Source organism: Pontimicrobium sp. MEBiC01747 (genome assembly GCF_053601635.1).
Map to the genome: position 1 here is coordinate 1 of NZ_JBSHNS010000181.1, position 17,261 is coordinate 17,261.

At 31.7% G+C, this 17,261-nt stretch carries 20 protein-coding genes; 14 read left to right on the forward strand and 6 right to left on the reverse strand.

Features of this window, described 5'->3' with window-relative positions; translation table 11 throughout:
• The 4 genes from ACVC2P_RS05645 to ACVC2P_RS05660 all read right to left on the reverse strand — a co-directional run.
• Positions 1-455: Bax inhibitor-1/YccA family membrane protein (locus ACVC2P_RS05645; protein ID WP_452597499.1), on the reverse strand; the 455-nt coding region annotated here is incomplete at its 3' end.
• Entirely contained in the window at positions 455-1,324 is an 870-nt protein-coding gene (locus ACVC2P_RS05650) for a hypothetical protein (protein WP_452597500.1), read from the reverse strand. The genes ACVC2P_RS05650 and ACVC2P_RS05645, both read right to left, overlap by 1 nt.
• Before the next feature lie 60 nt (positions 1,325-1,384).
• Positions 1,385-2,512: a glycosyltransferase family 2 protein gene (locus ACVC2P_RS05655; RefSeq protein ID WP_452597501.1), complete on the reverse strand. Its 1,128-nt coding sequence runs from the start codon at positions 2,510-2,512 to the stop codon at positions 1,385-1,387.
• On the reverse strand, positions 2,509-3,480 hold the full coding sequence (locus ACVC2P_RS05660; protein ID WP_452597502.1) for a lysylphosphatidylglycerol synthase domain-containing protein: 972 nt from the start codon (positions 3,478-3,480) through the stop codon (positions 2,509-2,511). Before ACVC2P_RS05660 ends, ACVC2P_RS05655 begins: the two co-directional genes overlap by 4 nt.
• Before the next feature lie 78 nt (positions 3,481-3,558).
• On the opposite strand from ACVC2P_RS05660, the gene ACVC2P_RS05665 reads away from it, so the two are divergent.
• The 9 genes from ACVC2P_RS05665 to ACVC2P_RS05705 all read left to right on the forward strand — a co-directional run bounded on the left by ACVC2P_RS05665 (position 3,559) and on the right by ACVC2P_RS05705 (position 9,115).
• On the forward strand, positions 3,559-4,191 hold the full coding sequence (locus tag ACVC2P_RS05665) for an outer membrane beta-barrel protein (RefSeq protein WP_452597503.1): 633 nt from the start codon (positions 3,559-3,561) through the stop codon (positions 4,189-4,191).
• A complete protein-coding gene (ruvC, locus tag ACVC2P_RS05670; protein ID WP_452597504.1) occupies positions 4,192-4,746 on the forward strand; it encodes a crossover junction endodeoxyribonuclease RuvC in 555 nt (184 codons plus the stop codon).
• The gene (locus tag ACVC2P_RS05675) at positions 4,743-5,270 is read left to right on the forward strand and encodes a hypothetical protein (protein WP_452597505.1); all 528 of its coding nucleotides are present in this window, start codon (positions 4,743-4,745) and stop codon (positions 5,268-5,270) included. The genes ruvC and ACVC2P_RS05675 overlap by 4 nt, the downstream gene beginning before the upstream one ends.
• A gap of 66 nt (positions 5,271-5,336) precedes the next feature.
• On the forward strand, positions 5,337-6,470 hold the full coding sequence (hemW, locus tag ACVC2P_RS05680; RefSeq protein WP_452597518.1) for a radical SAM family heme chaperone HemW: 1,134 nt from the start codon (positions 5,337-5,339) through the stop codon (positions 6,468-6,470).
• The gene (locus ACVC2P_RS05685) at positions 6,467-7,213 is read left to right on the forward strand and encodes a cyclase family protein (protein ID WP_452597506.1); all 747 of its coding nucleotides are present in this window, start codon (positions 6,467-6,469) and stop codon (positions 7,211-7,213) included. Before hemW ends, ACVC2P_RS05685 begins: the two co-directional genes overlap by 4 nt.
• Positions 7,213-7,827 (forward strand): DUF4230 domain-containing protein, encoded by a 615-nt coding sequence (locus ACVC2P_RS05690; RefSeq protein WP_452597507.1) that lies wholly within the window; start codon positions 7,213-7,215, stop codon positions 7,825-7,827. Before ACVC2P_RS05685 ends, ACVC2P_RS05690 begins: the two co-directional genes overlap by 1 nt.
• Before the next feature lie 141 nt (positions 7,828-7,968).
• The gene (locus ACVC2P_RS05695; protein WP_452597508.1) at positions 7,969-8,115 is read left to right on the forward strand and encodes a hypothetical protein; all 147 of its coding nucleotides are present in this window, start codon (positions 7,969-7,971) and stop codon (positions 8,113-8,115) included.
• An 18-nt stretch (positions 8,116-8,133) separates the two neighbouring features.
• Positions 8,134-8,505, forward strand: coding sequence for an MmcQ/YjbR family DNA-binding protein (locus ACVC2P_RS05700; protein WP_452597509.1), 372 nt, complete (start codon positions 8,134-8,136; stop codon positions 8,503-8,505).
• A gap of 31 nt (positions 8,506-8,536) precedes the next feature.
• Positions 8,537-9,115 (forward strand): PhnA domain-containing protein, encoded by a 579-nt coding sequence (locus ACVC2P_RS05705; RefSeq protein ID WP_452597510.1) that lies wholly within the window; start codon positions 8,537-8,539, stop codon positions 9,113-9,115.
• A 38-nt stretch (positions 9,116-9,153) separates the two neighbouring features.
• On the opposite strand, the gene ACVC2P_RS05710 is transcribed toward ACVC2P_RS05705, so the two are convergent.
• A complete protein-coding gene (locus tag ACVC2P_RS05710) occupies positions 9,154-9,993 on the reverse strand; it encodes an AraC family transcriptional regulator (RefSeq protein WP_452597511.1) in 840 nt (279 codons plus the stop codon).
• A gap of 155 nt (positions 9,994-10,148) precedes the next feature.
• On the opposite strand from ACVC2P_RS05710, the gene ACVC2P_RS05715 reads away from it, so the two are divergent.
• From ACVC2P_RS05715 to ACVC2P_RS05735, 5 genes are all read left to right on the forward strand, one after another.
• A complete protein-coding gene (locus ACVC2P_RS05715) occupies positions 10,149-11,105 on the forward strand; it encodes a dihydrodipicolinate synthase family protein (RefSeq protein WP_452597512.1) in 957 nt (318 codons plus the stop codon).
• A 70-nt stretch (positions 11,106-11,175) separates the two neighbouring features.
• Complete coding sequence (locus tag ACVC2P_RS05720) at positions 11,176-12,759, forward strand: aldehyde dehydrogenase (NADP(+)) (RefSeq protein ID WP_452597513.1); 1,584 nt, start codon at positions 11,176-11,178, stop codon at positions 12,757-12,759.
• 2 nt (positions 12,760-12,761) lie between these two features.
• On the forward strand, positions 12,762-13,772 hold the full coding sequence (locus ACVC2P_RS05725; RefSeq protein ID WP_452597514.1) for a 4-hydroxyproline epimerase: 1,011 nt from the start codon (positions 12,762-12,764) through the stop codon (positions 13,770-13,772).
• A 117-nt stretch (positions 13,773-13,889) separates the two neighbouring features.
• Positions 13,890-15,137 carry an NAD(P)/FAD-dependent oxidoreductase gene (locus tag ACVC2P_RS05730; protein ID WP_452597515.1) on the forward strand — a complete coding sequence of 416 codons (1,248 nt, stop codon included), beginning with the start codon at positions 13,890-13,892 and terminating at the stop codon, positions 15,135-15,137.
• 66 nt (positions 15,138-15,203) lie between these two features.
• Positions 15,204-16,424, forward strand: coding sequence for a M24 family metallopeptidase (locus ACVC2P_RS05735; protein WP_452597516.1), 1,221 nt, complete (start codon positions 15,204-15,206; stop codon positions 16,422-16,424).
• 11 nt (positions 16,425-16,435) lie between these two features.
• On the opposite strand, the gene ACVC2P_RS05740 is transcribed toward ACVC2P_RS05735, so the two are convergent.
• A partial coding sequence (locus ACVC2P_RS05740; RefSeq protein ID WP_452597517.1) for a DUF4407 domain-containing protein occupies positions 16,436-17,261 on the reverse strand: 826 nt, incomplete at its 5' end.

Genomic DNA, 17,261 nt, shown 5'->3' on the forward strand with positions numbered 1-17,261 from the left:
CAAACAGTAATGATAACACTCTTTAGTTTTTTTGTAACTACAATAATACGTGTTTGGTATAACGTTAAAACCACAAAAAAAGTAATAATAGTAATGCCAACAGCTTGATAAGGCATATTAGGAAACATATCATGAGCATAAGCAGTTATACCACCTAACATAAACCCTTTAGCTACTGCATAAAGCGGAACTAAAATATGAACCCAATGACGCCTAACAGAAATAATTATACTAATAATAATGGCACTAAGCATACCGCCAGTAGTATACCATTTTATATTGGTGCCAGTACTGTGTAGTTTCCAAATACCAACAACTATAGAGCTAATAATAATTAATGAAAATAAAGTTTTAATAAAAACACCTCTAACCGTTAATTTACGCTGTATATTTTCTGGATGATCCCAAAAATAACCAGTAAATACTGGGTTAGATGTTTTATTAAGTAAGTGCATTATAAATTAAATTTATAACCAACAGCAAAGTCTGTAGAGAAATTACCTTGATTATCTATAAAAATCGCAAATAACGAATCGTAGACAAAAGTTAAATAACCATTACCCAATTTTATATCTGCACCAAAGCCAAAAACAAAAGGAGCATCAAAACTAGTACCAGTAGACTCCTCTGTAACGACATTGTTACTCGCATCTAGATAACTTAGTGTTGACTTAGCAGAGGTAAAAGTAACAGCTTTAGTTTGTGCATAAATATTAAACCCCGTTTTATTAATAAACCTATAACGGTATCCTAATGCAAATTGAGTCGCAGAATAATTAAAATCATCATTGTCTGTACTATGTCTAATATTTAAAAAAGCAGCTTGTTTTGGTAATGTAGCGTCAGAGACTAGCTCTAACTCAGTGCCAAAAAATGGTACAGTTTCATTATTTGGGTTATCAACAAAAGGATTATTAGTTATACCTCCAAAAACACCTAATCTAAATTTTAGCTTTGTTTTAGTTTCGTTACTTGTATAATTAGCATCTACAGAAGTATTATAATTGTTAAGAAAAGACTTTAAACTATATGTTGTTAATTTAACTTTAGAAGCATCTTGTTGCGTTAAATCTGTTAATACTGTTTTGTATTCTTCTTGATATTTATTGTTTGCACCTTTTGTGTTTTTTAACTCGGTAATACGACCATCATTATCTTTAATAAAATAACGATATTGACCATTAAAAGTATTCCAAAGTAAATCTAAAGTACCATCAACCTCGGTTTTTAATTCAAGAGTTTCGTTATTAACAGAGTAGGTATTTTGCGAAAAAGCAAAGCTGCTAACCGCCATAAAAGTTAGTAAAATGACTAGTTTTTTCATTGTATTTGGGATTTGGATTTATTGTAAAAGTAAAAATTTTAAGCGAATAACTAGAATAGGTTACTTTTTAAACGTTCTTCCTTTCCACTTGTAGGTAGTAAATAAAGACATAAATGCAGTATAAACACTAAAAAAAGGATAGAGAATACTAGAAAAAATAAAAGCAACTAAATAACGCTCTTGACTAAAAAAGCGGCTAGTTTTAGAAAGTAACAAAAAATCGATTCCAGATTTTATAATAAAAATGTATAAAAAAGTCCTTAAGTTAAGAGAACCAATTAATGTAAAAGTTAAAGCACAAATTAAAGCACCATTCATTGTTAAAACAATTAAGCCAGTTAACTTTCCAAATAAAGAATTATAACTAGACGTTTTAGCAGCCCAACGTTTACGTTGGGCTATTAAACTAACCCAATTAGGTTGCGGTTTGGTCTTTATAATGGCATGTTTAGACTTTAAGTAACCTACTTTACTTTTATCTAATTTAAGTGCCTTTTCTAATAAAAAAATATCATCTCCACTGGCAATAGTGTTATTACCATTAAAACCATTTACAGTTTTAAATAAAGATTTACTGTAGGCTAAATTAGCTCCGTTACATAAAAAAGGTTTCTTTATACCAAAACTACCAATAGTAGCGCCAATTAAACTTAAAAAATCAAGTAATTGAAATTGTTTTAAACTAGAGTTAATAGCCGTGTATGTAACAGGAGCAATTATAAAATCAGTATTTTTTTGCTGTATAAAAGCATCAAATGTATCTAACCAGTATTTAGGAAGTAAACAATCGGCATCAGTAGTAACAATCCAGTTGTATTTACTAATCTCTATTGCAGAAGTAATGGCATCTTTTTTAGGAGAATTAGAAGTTCTTATATTTTTAATAATAGAAATTTGAAAGTTTGGATGCTCTTCTAAAAATTTAGTAATTAATGAAACAGAATTGTCATTGGAAGCATCATCAATACATAATATTTCAAACAAATGCTTCGGATAATTTAAATGCTCTATGGAAGCTAATAATTCAGGAAGATTTTCAGCTTCATTTCTAAACGGAATAATAACTGAAAATTTAGTAATAGGTTTTAAGTCTTTAGTAGTAAAAGATTCGACTTTATCAAAACCAATAAGGAAACTACCAATTAAAATTAAGTATACTAAAGTAATGCCTATAAAAAGTAAAGTCATACAATATCCTTTTCTGGTAAATTAAAATTAAGTACGTAGTAACTTCCAAAAATACTTGGAATTACAAAATTAAGTAACCACATTAATGTAACAATACATAAAATAGTTAATTCATTAACACCAGCCATAGAAAATAAATAGACCGCCACACTACCTTTTATAATAATATCAAAAATAAATAATGAAGGTATTATAGATGCTAATAAGTACATAGAGGTAATTATTGTCATCGCTTCAAAGTAAGATAATTGTACTCCAAAAAGCTGTAACAAAAAATAAAATTGAAAAGAAAATACGAGATATCTAATTAAAGATAGCACAGAGGCCATTCCTTTAATTTTTATAGATAACTTAAATATAAACTGTTTAATTTTTTCAAGAGAAAACCCTTTAATAGTGTATTTACTTTGTTTAATACCAATAATAGCAAAGCCAAAAACAACAACAATAATTATAAGGCCTCTGGATATTTTAAAATAATCAATTGCAATACTATAATTAGTAGAAAATACCCAAACACCAATACACCCAAAAATAATGGTAATACTCATTTGCATGAGATTACTAATTAAATTTAAAAGAAGTATGCGTTTTCTGTGGTTACTAGAAAAATAAATTGCTTTTGCTCCATATTCTCCAATCCTGTTAGGCGTAAAAAGAGATGCAGTTAGCGAACCTAAACTTTGTTCTAAGGCATTTTTAAAACTGATTTTTTTTATAGAAGAGACTAAAATTTTCCATTTTATAATTTCAAAAAACCAATTTAAACTACTTAAAAGTAATAGTAGAAATACGTTTTTAGCAGAAAACACGTTGTTTTTAGACAAAATAGTAACAAATTCAGGAAAATCTAAAGTCCCATTATTTACCAACTTATTATATATAAAATAAAAAGCACCAACAACAATACTCAATTTAATGAGTATAAAAAAGAATTGTTTAGTTTTGTATGGTAACGTACTATTCATAAATTTAAACAGTAACACAATTTCATCAATTAATAATGTAACGTGTTATGTGCTGCAAATTAAATCAAATATACTATAATGAAGACCTCAATGAAACACTATTGCCTTTTAGCCTTTTTTTTATTAGGATTAACCACTGCATTTGCTCAAGTAGAAACAAGTATTTGGAAAGCCCAAATAGCAGTTGGGTTAAATAGTCCAGCACAAGATGGATTAGTGAGACCATTTGTAGCAAAATCAACCAATTTCCCTACAATTAATTTAGGTATACAACGTATGTTTAAACCTCAAATAGGAGCTAAATTAGATTTTGGGTATAACAGATTTGCAAACGATGATAATACACCAGAATTTAAAGTAAATTATACAAGAATAAATGCCCAGTTGGTATACGATGCAACAAGAGATGTAGGCTTTTTACCTGTAGATATGGCATTGGTAGGACATGTAGGTCCAGGTTATTCTATAATTAAACCATTAGGAGACTTTAAAGATAACAACATTTCGTTTTTTAATGTTATGGGAGGTGTAGAGCTACATTATAAAGTAGCAAGAACAGTATCGGTATATTTTGATGCGTCTTATATTTTTGGATTTGCAAAAGAATTCGATCCATTAACTAAAGGCTTTGGCTCTTTTAATGGAAATTTATTTACTGCAACAGTAGGCGTATCATTTTCTTTAAGCGGCTGTACATATTGTAATGATTAAATGGCAGAAGAAAAAATAATATTAGGCATAGATCCAGGAACAACTATTATGGGGTTTGGACTCATAAAAGTCGTTAATAAAAAAATGCAATTTTTACAATTGAATGAGTTGGACCTAAAAAAATATAATGACCATTACCTAAAATTAAAACTTATTTTTGAACGTACTATAGAATTAATAGATACACATCATCCAGACGAAATAGCCATAGAAGCACCATTTTTCGGTAAAAATGTACAAAGTATGCTAAAACTTGGTCGAGCCCAAGGAGTAGCAATGGCAGCCGGATTATCTAGAGAAGTCCCTATTACAGAATATGCTCCAAAAAAAATTAAAATGGCAATTACAGGAAATGGTAATGCCAGTAAAGAGCAAGTAGCAAAAATGTTACAAAATATGTTAGGTATTAAAACATTACCTAAAAATCTAGACTCTATGGATGGTTTAGGCGCAGCCGTTTGCCATTTTTATAATCAAGGTCGTGTAGAGGTTGGTAAAAGCTATTCTGGTTGGAGTGCTTTTGTAAAACAAAATGAAAAACGAATAAAGAAGTGAAAAAGTTAATAATTTTTAGTTTATTCTGCTGTGTCATCTTTGCCTGTGGCGGAAAGAATGAGTCAAGTATAAAAGAAAACGCTTATAAAAATATTACGATAAAAACACTATATCGTGATTATAAAAGCAAAAAGAAATCTGCCTTATATAAAAAATATAAGGATAGCACTAACATGGTTTATGAATATAAAACAGAAGATAGTAATAATGCTTTTCATTATATTATAACTAAAAATATGACAAATGATAGCTCTATTTACTTTAGGGGTCTAGTTTGTAAGTTAGTAGACTCTAAAACATTTAGTTTTAAAGGAAAACCTATAAAAGTCTTTAAGTATTTTTATGATGATAAAGAGGCTATGGATGAGGAACATAACTACTTCTTTACTAACGAATATGGTCTTGTGTTTTCAAAAAGTTATGCTTGGAGTTTTCCTTTAGATTATTACAATGTAGAAGAATTAAAGCCTTTACAAGATTCAATTGTGAATAATTTAGAGACCTTTAAAAGGAGTTCCTATTAATAAATTTTAATCTAAAAAAGTGCTTTTAACTTATTGTTATATAAGTTTAATTAAAAAACTAAAACTATCGCAGGAATATACATCCATATCCCGTTTTGTAAACAAGCCTGTCATTATTGTGACTTTCATTTTTCGACATCCTTAAAAAAGAAAAATGAATTAATAGTAGCTTTAATAACAGAGCTGGAATTACGTAAACATGAGTTTAAAACAACAACAGTAGAAACTATTTATTTTGGAGGCGGTACACCAAGTCTATTATCTCTCGAAGAATTACAGCAAATTATTAATGCAGTTTATAATAATTATCAAGTTTCAGAACACCCAGAAATTACGTTAGAAGCTAACCCAGATGATTTAACAGAAACGATTATTCTTCAATTATCTCAAAGCCCTGTAAACCGTTTAAGCATTGGCGTTCAGTCTTTTTTTGAAGCCGATTTAAAACTTATGAATCGGGCACATGATGCAGTAGAAGCAAAAAAATGTTTAGAAATAGCAACGCAATATTTCAATAACATTTCTTTAGATTTAATTTACGGTATACCAGGAAGTACTAATGCCCAATGGAAGGAAAATATTGAAACCGCTTTGTCTTTTGGTATCAATCATATTTCGAGTTATGCACTAACCGTAGAACCAAAAACAGCATTAGCCTCTTTTATAAAAAAAGGAATTATAGATAATGTAGATGATGATAAAGCAGAAACGCAATTTCATATTTTAATAGAAACATTAAAAGCATCAAACTTTATTCATTACGAGTTGTCAAACTTCGGTAAAGCAGGTTTTTTTAGTAAGAATAATTCGGCTTATTGGCAAGGAAAACCATACATAGGTGTTGGCCCATCGGCACACTCATTTAATGGAAAAGAACGCAGTTGGAATGTGCGGAATAACTCAAAATACATTAAGGCATTAGAAAGTAAAACACTACCATCAGAAATAGAGACATTAACTATAACAGATAAGTATAACGAATACGTAATGACGGGACTGCGAACCATATGGGGCGTGTCATTACAAAAAGTTAGGCACGATTTTGGTAAAGAGTACGAAGAATACCTTTTAAAAGTCTCTAAAAAGTATATAACAAAACAATTGTTGTATATTGAAGACAGTAGACTGTTAGTAACAGCAAAAGGAAAATTTTTAAGCGATGGCATCGCATCAGATTTATTTAAAATTAACGACTATTGAATACAGTAATTACCATAGACAATAAAAAATATAGTATAGACTTATCGAAACCATTAGATATTTCCATAACACTAAAAGCCTCAAAAAAAAATGCAAATGCGTGGTATATAGATGAGCCTAAAATAGAACCCGTAAAAATGGGAGAATGGGTTGCTAGCGTAAAAGAAGGCGCTTCAATAAACTTTAATAATATAGCATTTAATCCACATGCCCATGGAACACATACCGAGTGTGTAGGCCATATTACAGAAGATTTTTACAGCATTAACAAATGCTTAAAACAATTTATGTTTCTAGCCGAAGTTGTATCTGTAGCACCAGAATTAATAGGAGAAGATTATGTAATATCTAAAAAACAACTTCAGTTTTTAATTAAAAATAAAACAGCAGAAGCATTAGTAATTCGTACAATGCCTAATACAAAAGATAAAAAATCAAGACAATACTCTAATACAAACTGGCCCTATTTGGCAGAAGATGCAGCTGCGTACATTAGAGATTGTGGAATAAAACACCTACTTATAGATTTACCAAGCGTAGATAAAGAAAAAGATGATGGTAAATTACTAGCACATAACGCCTTTTGGAACACCAAAAGAGAGATAAGAACAGAGGCAACAATAACAGAATTTATATATGTTGCAAATAAAATTAAAGATGGAATTTACATATTAAACTTACAAATTGCCTCTTTTGAAAATGATGCAGCACCAAGTAAACCCATTTTATATAAAGTAGAATAATGGAAACACTATTAGGAACCATATTTGGAGCACTAGCCTCATTAGGAGTGTTTACATACATAAAACATATAAAAGCAAAACAACTTGCAAATTACCAATCTGCAGTTTTGTTAGATAAAATAAAAAAAGTGTGTAAGTTTATCACTGTAGAAGGCGATTTTGCAGAGATTTACCATTACGAAGACGTAAAAGAACGGTTTTTAAAATTAGTATCTAGCCGAAAAAAAGCACTTGTAGTAGTTAATGCAAAAGCACATGTAGGTTTTGATTTGGCAAAAGTAGATATGAAAGCCAATACGAAATCTAAAACCTTAGTTTTAAATCATTTTCCCCAAGCAGAAATACTATCTATTGAGACTAATATAAACTACTACGATAAAAAAGATGGACTTTTCAATAAGTTTGAAGCTAATGATTTAACAAGCTTACATAACGAAGCAAAGCAGCATATTAGAGATAAAGTTCCAGAAAGTGGTCTATATCAAGTGGCACAAAAAGAAGCTTTGGAATCTATTCTATTAATAGAAAATATAGTAGAAACAATTGGCTGGACTTTAGACTATTCTGCATTAGAGTTGAGCGAAAAAGACTACAAAAAAGAATTAAAAAATTGATTTAAAGTGTAGTACATCTATTTTTAGAGTTTTAATAGGTATCATATTTCTTTTTTTAGTATCTTATTAATCCCTCTCCCTCCGATTATATGTTTTTATTAATAGCGCTAATAAAAAGTTTAAGCCAATAAATCCCTATATATGAATAGAGTGTTACTTTACATTAACGAAGTTTTAGTCAGTTTAGACATTCCTCCAATTGTTAAAACAACAGAGCGTAGATTACATAATTTACCAAGAAGAAAATCTAAATCAACAAAAGAAATTTCTAAGGACAATATTAAATAAATGTATTAAATTTATTTAATGGATATAGAACAAATTAGAACATACTGTTTGAATAAACCTCAAGTAACAGAAACTTTTCCTTTCGATCAGGATACATTAGTTTTTAAAGTAGCGGGTAAAATGTTTCTTTTAGCACCATTAGCAAAATGGGAAAGAGGCTTAGCATCTTTAAATTTAAAATGCGATCCACAATATGCAGTAGAACTTAGAGAAGAATATGAAAGCATCGAGGCAGGCTGGCACATGAGTAAGAAACATTGGAACTCTGTATACATACACAAAGGCGAACTACAACCCCAATTTATAATACGATTAATAGACCATTCTTATAATATGGTCGTAAAAGGACTCCCTAAAAAGGTTAGAGATACACTTAATAATAATGAATAATAAACTTATCTTTACACCTTAAAATTTAACTATGAGTTTAGAAAGGGAACTTAAAAAAAGAGCAGATAATAAATGCGAATTATGTAGTAACGATGAGCATTTAGAAATCTATACCTTAGCACCGCATAAAGATCAAAACTTAAAAAAATCTATAGTAGCATGTAAAACCTGCATTAATCAAATAGACGACCCAGAAACAACAGATGCAAACCACTGGAGATGTTTAAATGATAGTATGTGGAGCGAACATGAGGCAGTGCAAGTAGCAGCATGGAGAATGCTATCTAGACTTAGAAAAGAAGGATGGCCTCAAGACTTGTTAGATATGATGTATCTAGAAGAAGACGTTTTAGAATTTGCAAAAGCAACAGGAGAAGGAGAAGCAGATCCAGAAAAATTAATTCATAGAGATGTTAATGGTGTTGTGTTACAAGCAGGAGACTCTGTAGTTTTAATAAAAGATTTAAAAGTAAAAGGCTCTAGTATGGTTGCAAAACAAGGAACCGCAGTAAGACGCATATCTTTAGACCATGAAAACGAGAAATATATAGAAGGTAAAGTTGGACCAACTCAAATAGTCATTATTACAGATTACGTTAAAAAAATATAATACTGTAAGTCTCCCAAAAATGGGTAAACAGTTTTATACTAGCTTTTTTTATAATTAGTAGGTGTCATTAATTTTATGGTTTTAAATTGTCTATTAAAATTAGATATGTTTTTAAACCCAGCCTTATAAGCTATTTCTGAAATAGAAAGATCATTGTGAGACTCCATTAACTTACAAGCATACTCAATACGTAATTCACTTAAAAATCTAAAATAAGTTTTATTAGTTCTTTTTTTAAAGTATTTGCAAAAAGCATTTTTGGTCATAGAAGCTACACTGGCAATAGTATCTAAAGAGATGTCTTTATCATAATGCTTCATAGTATATTCAAAAATATCTTGCATGCGTTTCCCTTCAACAACATTAAATTTTTTATCATAAATAAAAGACGATAAACTATTATAATCTCCTTCAGAAGTTAATTTTAAAAGCTTCAATAAAGACATAAATTGTTCTAATTTAGAAGCCTTTTTAAGACGTAGAAATATAGATTTAATGACTTCAGGTTCAGAAATAAATTTAAACCCATAAGTAGCACGTTTAAAAAAAGAATTTAATTCTTTTAATTCTTCGAGGTTAAAAAAATGAGAGCCAAAAGCTGTTTTAGTAAAAAACAAACTTAACATTTGCGATTGCGGTGATGAATGACTATCGCTTTCAAAAACATGTGGCAGATTACTCCCTATTACTAGAAGATCCCCTTTATTATAATCATTTACAGTATCTCCAACAATAAGTGTGCCTTTGCCTTCTACAATAAAACTAATCTGGATTTCTTCATGCTGATGTAGTTTGTTATAAAAAATAGGACCAATGTCTTCTTGATAGACAAGAGCGTCATGTTCAGGTTTAGGTATTTTAAAGGGTAAAACTTTCATTTAAATTGAATCTAAAGTATAAAATTAAGCAAATACTATTCATAAATACTAGTTAATTAAATTAAATGGATAATATGGTATTATAATTGGATAAAAAACAAATATTTAAATTACAATAGCAGAAGTACATTTACACCATAAACAATTAGAATTTTATGAGCATACAATGGAATGGCGTAATGCCAGCCGTATTTACATGGTTGAAAGAGTCAAAATCTGGCGCTCTTGAGATTGACCTTGATGCAACACAAAAACAGGCAGCAGGTATTTTAAAAGCTCAAGGAAAGGGCGGAAGTAGAATGAGCGGACTTGTCGGTTCTGGAACTCTGGGTGAGAATAGCTACCTGAGCACCAAGCAACGTCTTTCCTTACTTAAATCCCTTTCTGAGGTTGCTAAAGAATACAATGTCCCGTTGATTAGCGGAGCAGCATCAGAAACTAAGGAAGAACTTGCTAAAATAGTTGAAGGACTTGCAACAGTTGGAGTTGATACAGTCATGGTCATGCCACCAAAAACTAAGGCGGTTCCTTCTGAAAAAGAAATGTATGAGTACTATGCACTTTCTGAAGCAACGGCAAAAGATGTAGGCGTAACAATTATGCCTTATAATAATCCTGATGCAGCCGGTTATCATCCGCTCTCAATAGACCTTCTTAAAAGACTTTCTGTTCTTCCTAAGGTAGCAGCTCTTAAAATATCGACTATAGATGTTTCAATTATTGAAACCTTGGTGTTAGAGAACAAAGATTTAAAAGTTTTGGCAGGAGTAGACACAGTCACTGTATATGCAGGACTCGCTGGAGCAAGTGGTGGTATTACAGGTGTAGGCACTATATTCCCAAAAGCAAGTGTTACTATGCAGGAATATGTTTTAAATGGAGAATGGGCTGAGGCAAACAAAATTTCTCAGGCTTTAAATTCATTATCGTACCTTGATGCTCAGCCGTTGCTTATGGAATACCTTAAGCTTGCTATGGGAATTCATCATAATGATGTTGCTGGAGGGCTTCGTACTTTTGGTAAGAAATTAACTCAACAGCAAATTGATGATGTCCGTGCAAGATATATTCTGGCAAAAGAAAGACTTGAAGTTCTGGACTTAATAGGTTAAGCCTTTCGAATATTAAAAAATAGCTTACAAACCAGTAAGTTTGAAAAAAACATTTAAAAAATAAGTAAGGATGATTACAGGTAAAAATTATATAGGAAATACACTTTCAGCAAAAGGAGAGAAAACATACAAAACATTCAATCCTCAGTTAAATAAAGAGAACGATAATATATTCACAGAAGCAACAAAAGAAGAAGTAGATACAGCAACAGCTTTAGCCGCAAAAGCTTATTTAGAATATCAAAAAAAAACAGGAGAAGAAAAAGCATTGTTTTTAAATACTATTGCAGATGAAATAGAAGCTTTAGGAGAAGAATTACTTGAAGTATATACTTCAGAATCTGGATTGCCAGCAGGAAGAGCAATGGGAGAAAGAGGGAGAACACTAGGCCAATTGCGAACATTTGCAAATCATATAAAAGAAGGCTCTTGGGTAGAAGCTAGCATAGATAAAGCTCAACCAGAACGTAAACCAATACCAAAAGTAGATTTGCGTAAAATGTTAGTACCACTAGGACCAATTGCCGTTTTTGGAGCATCAAATTTCCCATTAGCGTTTTCAACAGCAGGAGGAGATACAGCTGCGGCATTGGCAGCAGGGTGCCCAGTAATTGTAAAATCTCATCCAATGCATGCAGGAACAGGAGAAATGGTGGCCTCAGCAGTTATAAAAGCAGCAAAAAAAACAGGAATGCCAAACGGAGTGTTTTCTAATTTAAATAGTAGCGGAATAGAAGTAGGGCAAGAATTAGTTAAACACCCAAACATTAAAGGTGTTGGGTTTACAGGAAGTATTAAAGGTGGTAGAGCAATTTACGATTTAGCAGCCACACGCCCAGAACCTATACCAGTATTTGCAGAGATGGGAAGCATTAACCCTGTAGTTTTATTACCAGAAGCTTTAAACGAAAAAGCTAACGATTGGGCCAAAACTTACGCAGGCTCTATTACATTAGGAGCAGGACAATTCTGTACAAATCCAGGACTATTATTAGGCGTTAAAGGAGAAGGACTAAATCAATTTACAAATACACTAGCAGAAGAGATTGTAAAAGTAGAACCATCTTGTATGTTACACCCAAACATTATAGGAGCCTATGAAAACAATAAAACAAAAGCATTAGAGCAACCAGAATTAAGTGTCGTAGCAAACTATGATTCAGAAGTTAAATCTAATTATGCAAGGCAAGTTGTTTCTAAAGTAAAAGGAACTACTTTTTTAGAAAATCCAACACTACATAACGAAGTTTTTGGGCCATTTTCTTTAATGGTAGAATGTGAAAACAAAACAGAACTTGAAGAAGTAATACATAAATTAGAAGGACAATTAACAGGAACAATAATAGCAAACGAAGCAGAATTACCTAATAATTTAAATATAGTCTCTGCATTACAAAATAGAGTAGGTCGTATTATTTTTAATGGCGTACCAACAGGTGTTGAGGTTTGTCCATCAATGTTACACGGTGGACCATATCCAGCATCAACAGATTCTAGATTTACAGCAGTAGGTGTAGACTCTATTAAAAGATGGGTAAGACCATTTAGCTTTCAATCATGGCCAAACGAATTATTGCCAAACGAGTTAAAAAATGAGAACCCCTTAAATATACTAAGGACAGTAGATAATGTAAAAACTACTGATAAAATTTAAGAATGGCGCGTAAAACTTTTTTTTGTGTAGACGCACACACATGTGGAAACCCTGTAAGAGTAGTTGCAGGAGGAGGGCCAGATTTAGTAGGTGTTAATATGAGTGAAAAACGCCAGCACTTTCTAAGAGAATACGATTGGATTCGTAAAGGGTTAATGTTTGAGCCTCGCGGACATGATATGATGAGTGGAAGTATTTTATTTCCTCCCCATAATCCCGAAAATGATTTTGCAATTCTATTTATAGAAACTTCTGGGTGCTTACCAATGTGCGGACACGGTACCATTGGTACAATTACAATAGCCATTGAGGAAGGTTTAGTAACACCAAAAACACCAGGGGAAATAAAGATGGAAGCCCCAGCAGGATTGGTAAATATAGAATATCAACAAACAGGTAAAAAAGTCGATTGGGTAAAACTAACTAATGTTAAAAGTTTTTTAGCAGCAGAAGACTTAACAGTAAGCTGTCCAGAATTAGGAACATTAACTTTTGATGTGGCTTATGGTGGAAATTACTATGCAATAGTAGACCCACAGCAAAATTTTTCAGGTGTGCATGATTTTACAGCAAGCCAAATCATTCAATACTCTCAAGTAGTAAGAGATCGTATCAATGAAAAATATCCAGACTTATTTATTCATCCAGAAAATGATACAATACGAGATGTAACCCACATGTTATGGACAGGCAATCCTATAGACCCAAAATCCTCGGGACGTAACGCCGTTTTTTATGGAGATAAAGCAATAGACAGAAGCCCATGTGGTACAGGAACGTCTGCTAGAATAGCACAATTATACGCAAAAGGAAAGTTAAAAAAAGGAGAACCATTTATTCATGAAAGCTACATTGGCAGTAAGTTTATAGGCTGCGTAGAAGAAGAAACCACTTTAGATGGTAAAATAGCTATAGTACCTAGCATTAAAGGTTGGGCAAAAGTGTATGGCTATAATACGATTATTATAGATGACGAAGATGATCCGTATGCACATGGCTTTCAAGTAATTTAATAAATAGTAAATAAAACTGTTACGATGCTCTTTGTATAATACTACTGCGTATTTTTTATGAAAAATAGAGCGTTATGTAGAGCATTTAGGAAATAAAATACCAATTGGGAATAAGAAATGAGTAAAAGTGTTATTGTAATAGGCGGAGGAATTATAGGCTTAAGCACTGCATATTATCTTGAAAAAGAAGGGCACAAAGTTTCGGTAATAGATAAATCTAATTTAATAAGCGGAGCCTCTTATGTAAATGCAGGTTATATTACACCAAGTCATTTTGTGCCATTTGCAGCCCCAGGAATGATTAATAAAGGATTAAAATGGATGTTTAATCCTACAAGTCCTTTTTATGTAAAACCAAGACTGGATACAGACTTTATAAAATGGGCATGGGCTTTTAAAAAGTCTTCAACCACTTTAAAAGTAGAAAAAGCTATTCCGGTTATTAAGGACATTAATTTATACAGTAGAGCATTATACGAATCCATAAAAGCAACTCACGATTTTGATTTTCATTATGAAAGAAAAGGGTTGTTAATGTGTTACCAAACAGATAAAGTAGGAGAAGAGGAATGGAAAATAGGACAGAGAGGGCAACAAGAAGGTTTAGGAGTAAAACTTTTAACACTTAAAGAAGTAGAAAAAATGGAGCCTAATGCTAATTTAAATATAAAAGGAGCCGTGTATTACGATTCTGATGCGCACATGATACCTGGTGATTTCATGAAAGAAATGCAAACCTATTTAAAATCTAGAGGCGTTACTTTTTATGCTAATGAAGCAGTAAAAGATATAGAATTAAATAAAGAATTTATTTCAGAAGTAATAACTAATAAACAACGACTAAAAGCAGACGAAGTTGTTTTAGCAGCAGGAAGTTGGAGTCCGTTATTAACAAAAAAAATAGGCTTAAAAATTCCTGTGCAAGCAGGAAAAGGCTATCGTATTAATGTAAATCAAGAAACTAACATTACTATTCCTGCCATTCTGTGTGAAGCTAAAGTAGCCGTAACACCAATGGGAAATTTTACACGCTTTGCAGGAACAATGGAAATAGGAGGTATAAATAACAGAATAAATCCAGTAAGAGTAAATGCTATAGCTAATGCTGCAAAAAACTATTATAAACACATAAATATTACTACAGAAGAAAAAACTAATGCAGCATGTGGTTTGCGTCCATGTACACCAGATGGCTTACCATATATAGGGAAATCTTCTAAATGTAAAAATCTAACAATAGCAACAGGCCATGCTATGATGGGATGGAGTTTGGGGCCAGCAACAGGTAAATTAGTTTCTGAAATTATTTCAGACCAAAAAGCGAGTTTAGATTTAAGCCCTTTCCATCCAGATAGAAGGTTTTAAAGAATAACTTAGAGCGAAAACACCAATGATTTATTGATGTTTTATTAATAAAAATAAAACTTATTTATGACCACATTAGGAATAGGAGGTTCTACAATTGAAGCTGAATTAAACGCTATTGTCCCAAGAACCAATACTGTAACGCCAATTAAAAAGGAAGAGTTTCAATGCCGAATAGATAAGGCTGTCGATTTTATGAAACGGTACAGCATTAAAGCAATGTATCTACATGCAGGAACAAATTTGTTTTATTTTACAGGAACCAAATGGCACTCTAGCGAGCGTATGGTAGGAGCTATTTTATTTGATGATGGAAAGTTACACTATATAGCCCCAGAGTTTGAAAAAGGAACTATTTTAGATTTTATGCTAATAGAGGGTATTGTTGAATGCTGGGAAGAACATGAGAGCCCTTATCAATTATTTTGTGATACCCTTGTAAAGAAGGGTATAAAAAATGGAGAAATAGCTATAGACGAAGCGACTCCTTTTTTTATTACAAACGGTATTGTAAATGAGAGTAATGCTTATAAACTTGTAGATGCAAAGTCAATTACTGCGGGTTGTAGAATGGTAAAATCTAAAGCAGAAATAGCTATTATTCAAGAAGCTATGAATATTACTTTAGAAGTACAAAAAGCAGCCGCTAGAATTTTAAGAGTAGGTATAAGTGCAAAAGAAGTGGTAGATTTTATAAATGAAGCACATAAACGATATGGTATTAGCTCTGGGTCTTATTTTTGTATAGTTCTTTTTGGAGTAGATTCATCTTTTCCCCATGGTGTTAAAAACCCAAAAAACTTAGAAGAAAATGAAGTTGTTTTAATAGATACAGGATGTGTATTACATGATTATATATCAGACATTACTAGAACCTATGTTTTTGGTGAGGCTAATGCTTTGCAACGTCGTATTTGGACTATAGAAAAAGAAACTCAGCAAGCAGCATTTAATGCTGCGCAAATAGGGAGTACTTGTGCATCTATAGATATCGCGTCTAGAAAAGTATTAGAATCTTATAATTTAGGACCAGATTATAAACTACCTGGTTTACCACATAGAACAGGTCATGGTATAGGCTTAGATATACATGAATGGCCATATATAGTACGTAATGATAAAACTATTTTAAAACCTGGAATGTGTTTTAGTAACGAACCAATGATTTGTGTACCTAATACATTTGGTATTAGACACGAAGATCATATTTACATGACGGAAAATGGACCAAAATGGTTTACAAAACCAGCTTTTTCTATAGAAAATCCTTTTGAAATAGGTATATAATCTCTTTTTAACTATAATAACTTTTGTTGCTTTTTATAAAAGGCATCGGCTTGAGCTTGCATTAATTCGCGAGCTTTTTTGCGCTTATAGTTATAAAGTTCATCCTCTTCTGCAATAGCACTATAGACTTTATCGTTAACCTCGAAATCGGTTTTTAGAATAAGTTTACGCTCTTGAGTTTTTTGCTCTACTATTGTTTTTATTGCAGTTTCCTGATCCTCTAATTTAAAATCGTATTCACCTTTAGGAGATAATAATTTTGCGAAAATTGGAGAGGTTTCTATAGCTAAAAACAATAGAAAAATAAAAAAAGAAGGTAACCACGGTAATGTACCTAAAGCATTAACACGAGCCATTAGGCCATCAAACCCATCTATTATAGGTTGCGAATGGGCTATTTTTGTGTCGTATTCGGTTTTTAGAGCTAATATTTCAGCCTCAGTAGCTTCAATTTTTGCTTTATTATCTTGTTTTAATGTTTGCAACTCTGCTAAAGCTGCATCATGTTTTTCTCGTTTTTCTTTATAAACTGGGCCTTTACCTAATAAATTGGTTCCTGCAGTGCCTTCAGCCTCGTTAATATAAATATCGTAAAGTGCATTAACCTCTGCCTCCTTAGTTGTTACTTCATTTTGTAATGCAGTTATGTTTTGTTGTAGAGCTTCAGTTTTTGGATTGTACTGTAGTGCTATTTGATCTTTATTAGCTAATGTTAAATCGTTTTTTTGCTCTAAAAGCACTTGATTAATCTCTTTTTCAAAAATCTTTAATTCTAAAGGTTTTGAAATTACAACAGCTATAATTACAGCCAATAGTAAACGAGGTGAAGCTTGAATA

What these genes read in the sequence shown, in the direction of transcription:
- ACVC2P_RS05705 (WP_452597510.1), top strand. Translation starts at nt 8,537, where the DNA reads ATGAGTTTAGAAAGGGAACTTAAAAAAAGAGCAGATAATAAATGCGAA.
- ACVC2P_RS05660 (WP_452597502.1), bottom strand. Translation starts at nt 3,480, where the DNA reads ATGAATAGTACGTTACCATACAAAACTAAACAATTCTTTTTTATACTC.
- ACVC2P_RS05650 (WP_452597500.1), bottom strand. Translation starts at nt 1,324, where the DNA reads ATGAAAAAACTAGTCATTTTACTAACTTTTATGGCGGTTAGCAGCTTT.
- ACVC2P_RS05700 (WP_452597509.1), top strand. Translation starts at nt 8,134, where the DNA reads ATGGATATAGAACAAATTAGAACATACTGTTTGAATAAACCTCAAGTA.
- ACVC2P_RS05725 (WP_452597514.1), top strand. Translation starts at nt 12,762, where the DNA reads ATGGCGCGTAAAACTTTTTTTTGTGTAGACGCACACACATGTGGAAAC.
- ACVC2P_RS05715 (WP_452597512.1), top strand. Translation starts at nt 10,149, where the DNA reads ATGAGCATACAATGGAATGGCGTAATGCCAGCCGTATTTACATGGTTG.
- ACVC2P_RS05665 (WP_452597503.1), top strand. Translation starts at nt 3,559, where the DNA reads ATGAAGACCTCAATGAAACACTATTGCCTTTTAGCCTTTTTTTTATTA.
- ACVC2P_RS05730 (WP_452597515.1), top strand. Translation starts at nt 13,890, where the DNA reads ATGAGTAAAAGTGTTATTGTAATAGGCGGAGGAATTATAGGCTTAAGC.
- ruvC (WP_452597504.1), top strand. Translation starts at nt 4,192, where the DNA reads ATGGCAGAAGAAAAAATAATATTAGGCATAGATCCAGGAACAACTATT.
- ACVC2P_RS05720 (WP_452597513.1), top strand. Translation starts at nt 11,176, where the DNA reads ATGATTACAGGTAAAAATTATATAGGAAATACACTTTCAGCAAAAGGA.
- ACVC2P_RS05735 (WP_452597516.1), top strand. Translation starts at nt 15,204, where the DNA reads ATGACCACATTAGGAATAGGAGGTTCTACAATTGAAGCTGAATTAAAC.
- ACVC2P_RS05695 (WP_452597508.1), top strand. Translation starts at nt 7,969, where the DNA reads ATGAATAGAGTGTTACTTTACATTAACGAAGTTTTAGTCAGTTTAGAC.
- ACVC2P_RS05655 (WP_452597501.1), bottom strand. Translation starts at nt 2,512, where the DNA reads ATGACTTTACTTTTTATAGGCATTACTTTAGTATACTTAATTTTAATT.
- ACVC2P_RS05710 (WP_452597511.1), bottom strand. Translation starts at nt 9,993, where the DNA reads ATGAAAGTTTTACCCTTTAAAATACCTAAACCTGAACATGACGCTCTT.
- ACVC2P_RS05690 (WP_452597507.1), top strand. Translation starts at nt 7,213, where the DNA reads ATGGAAACACTATTAGGAACCATATTTGGAGCACTAGCCTCATTAGGA.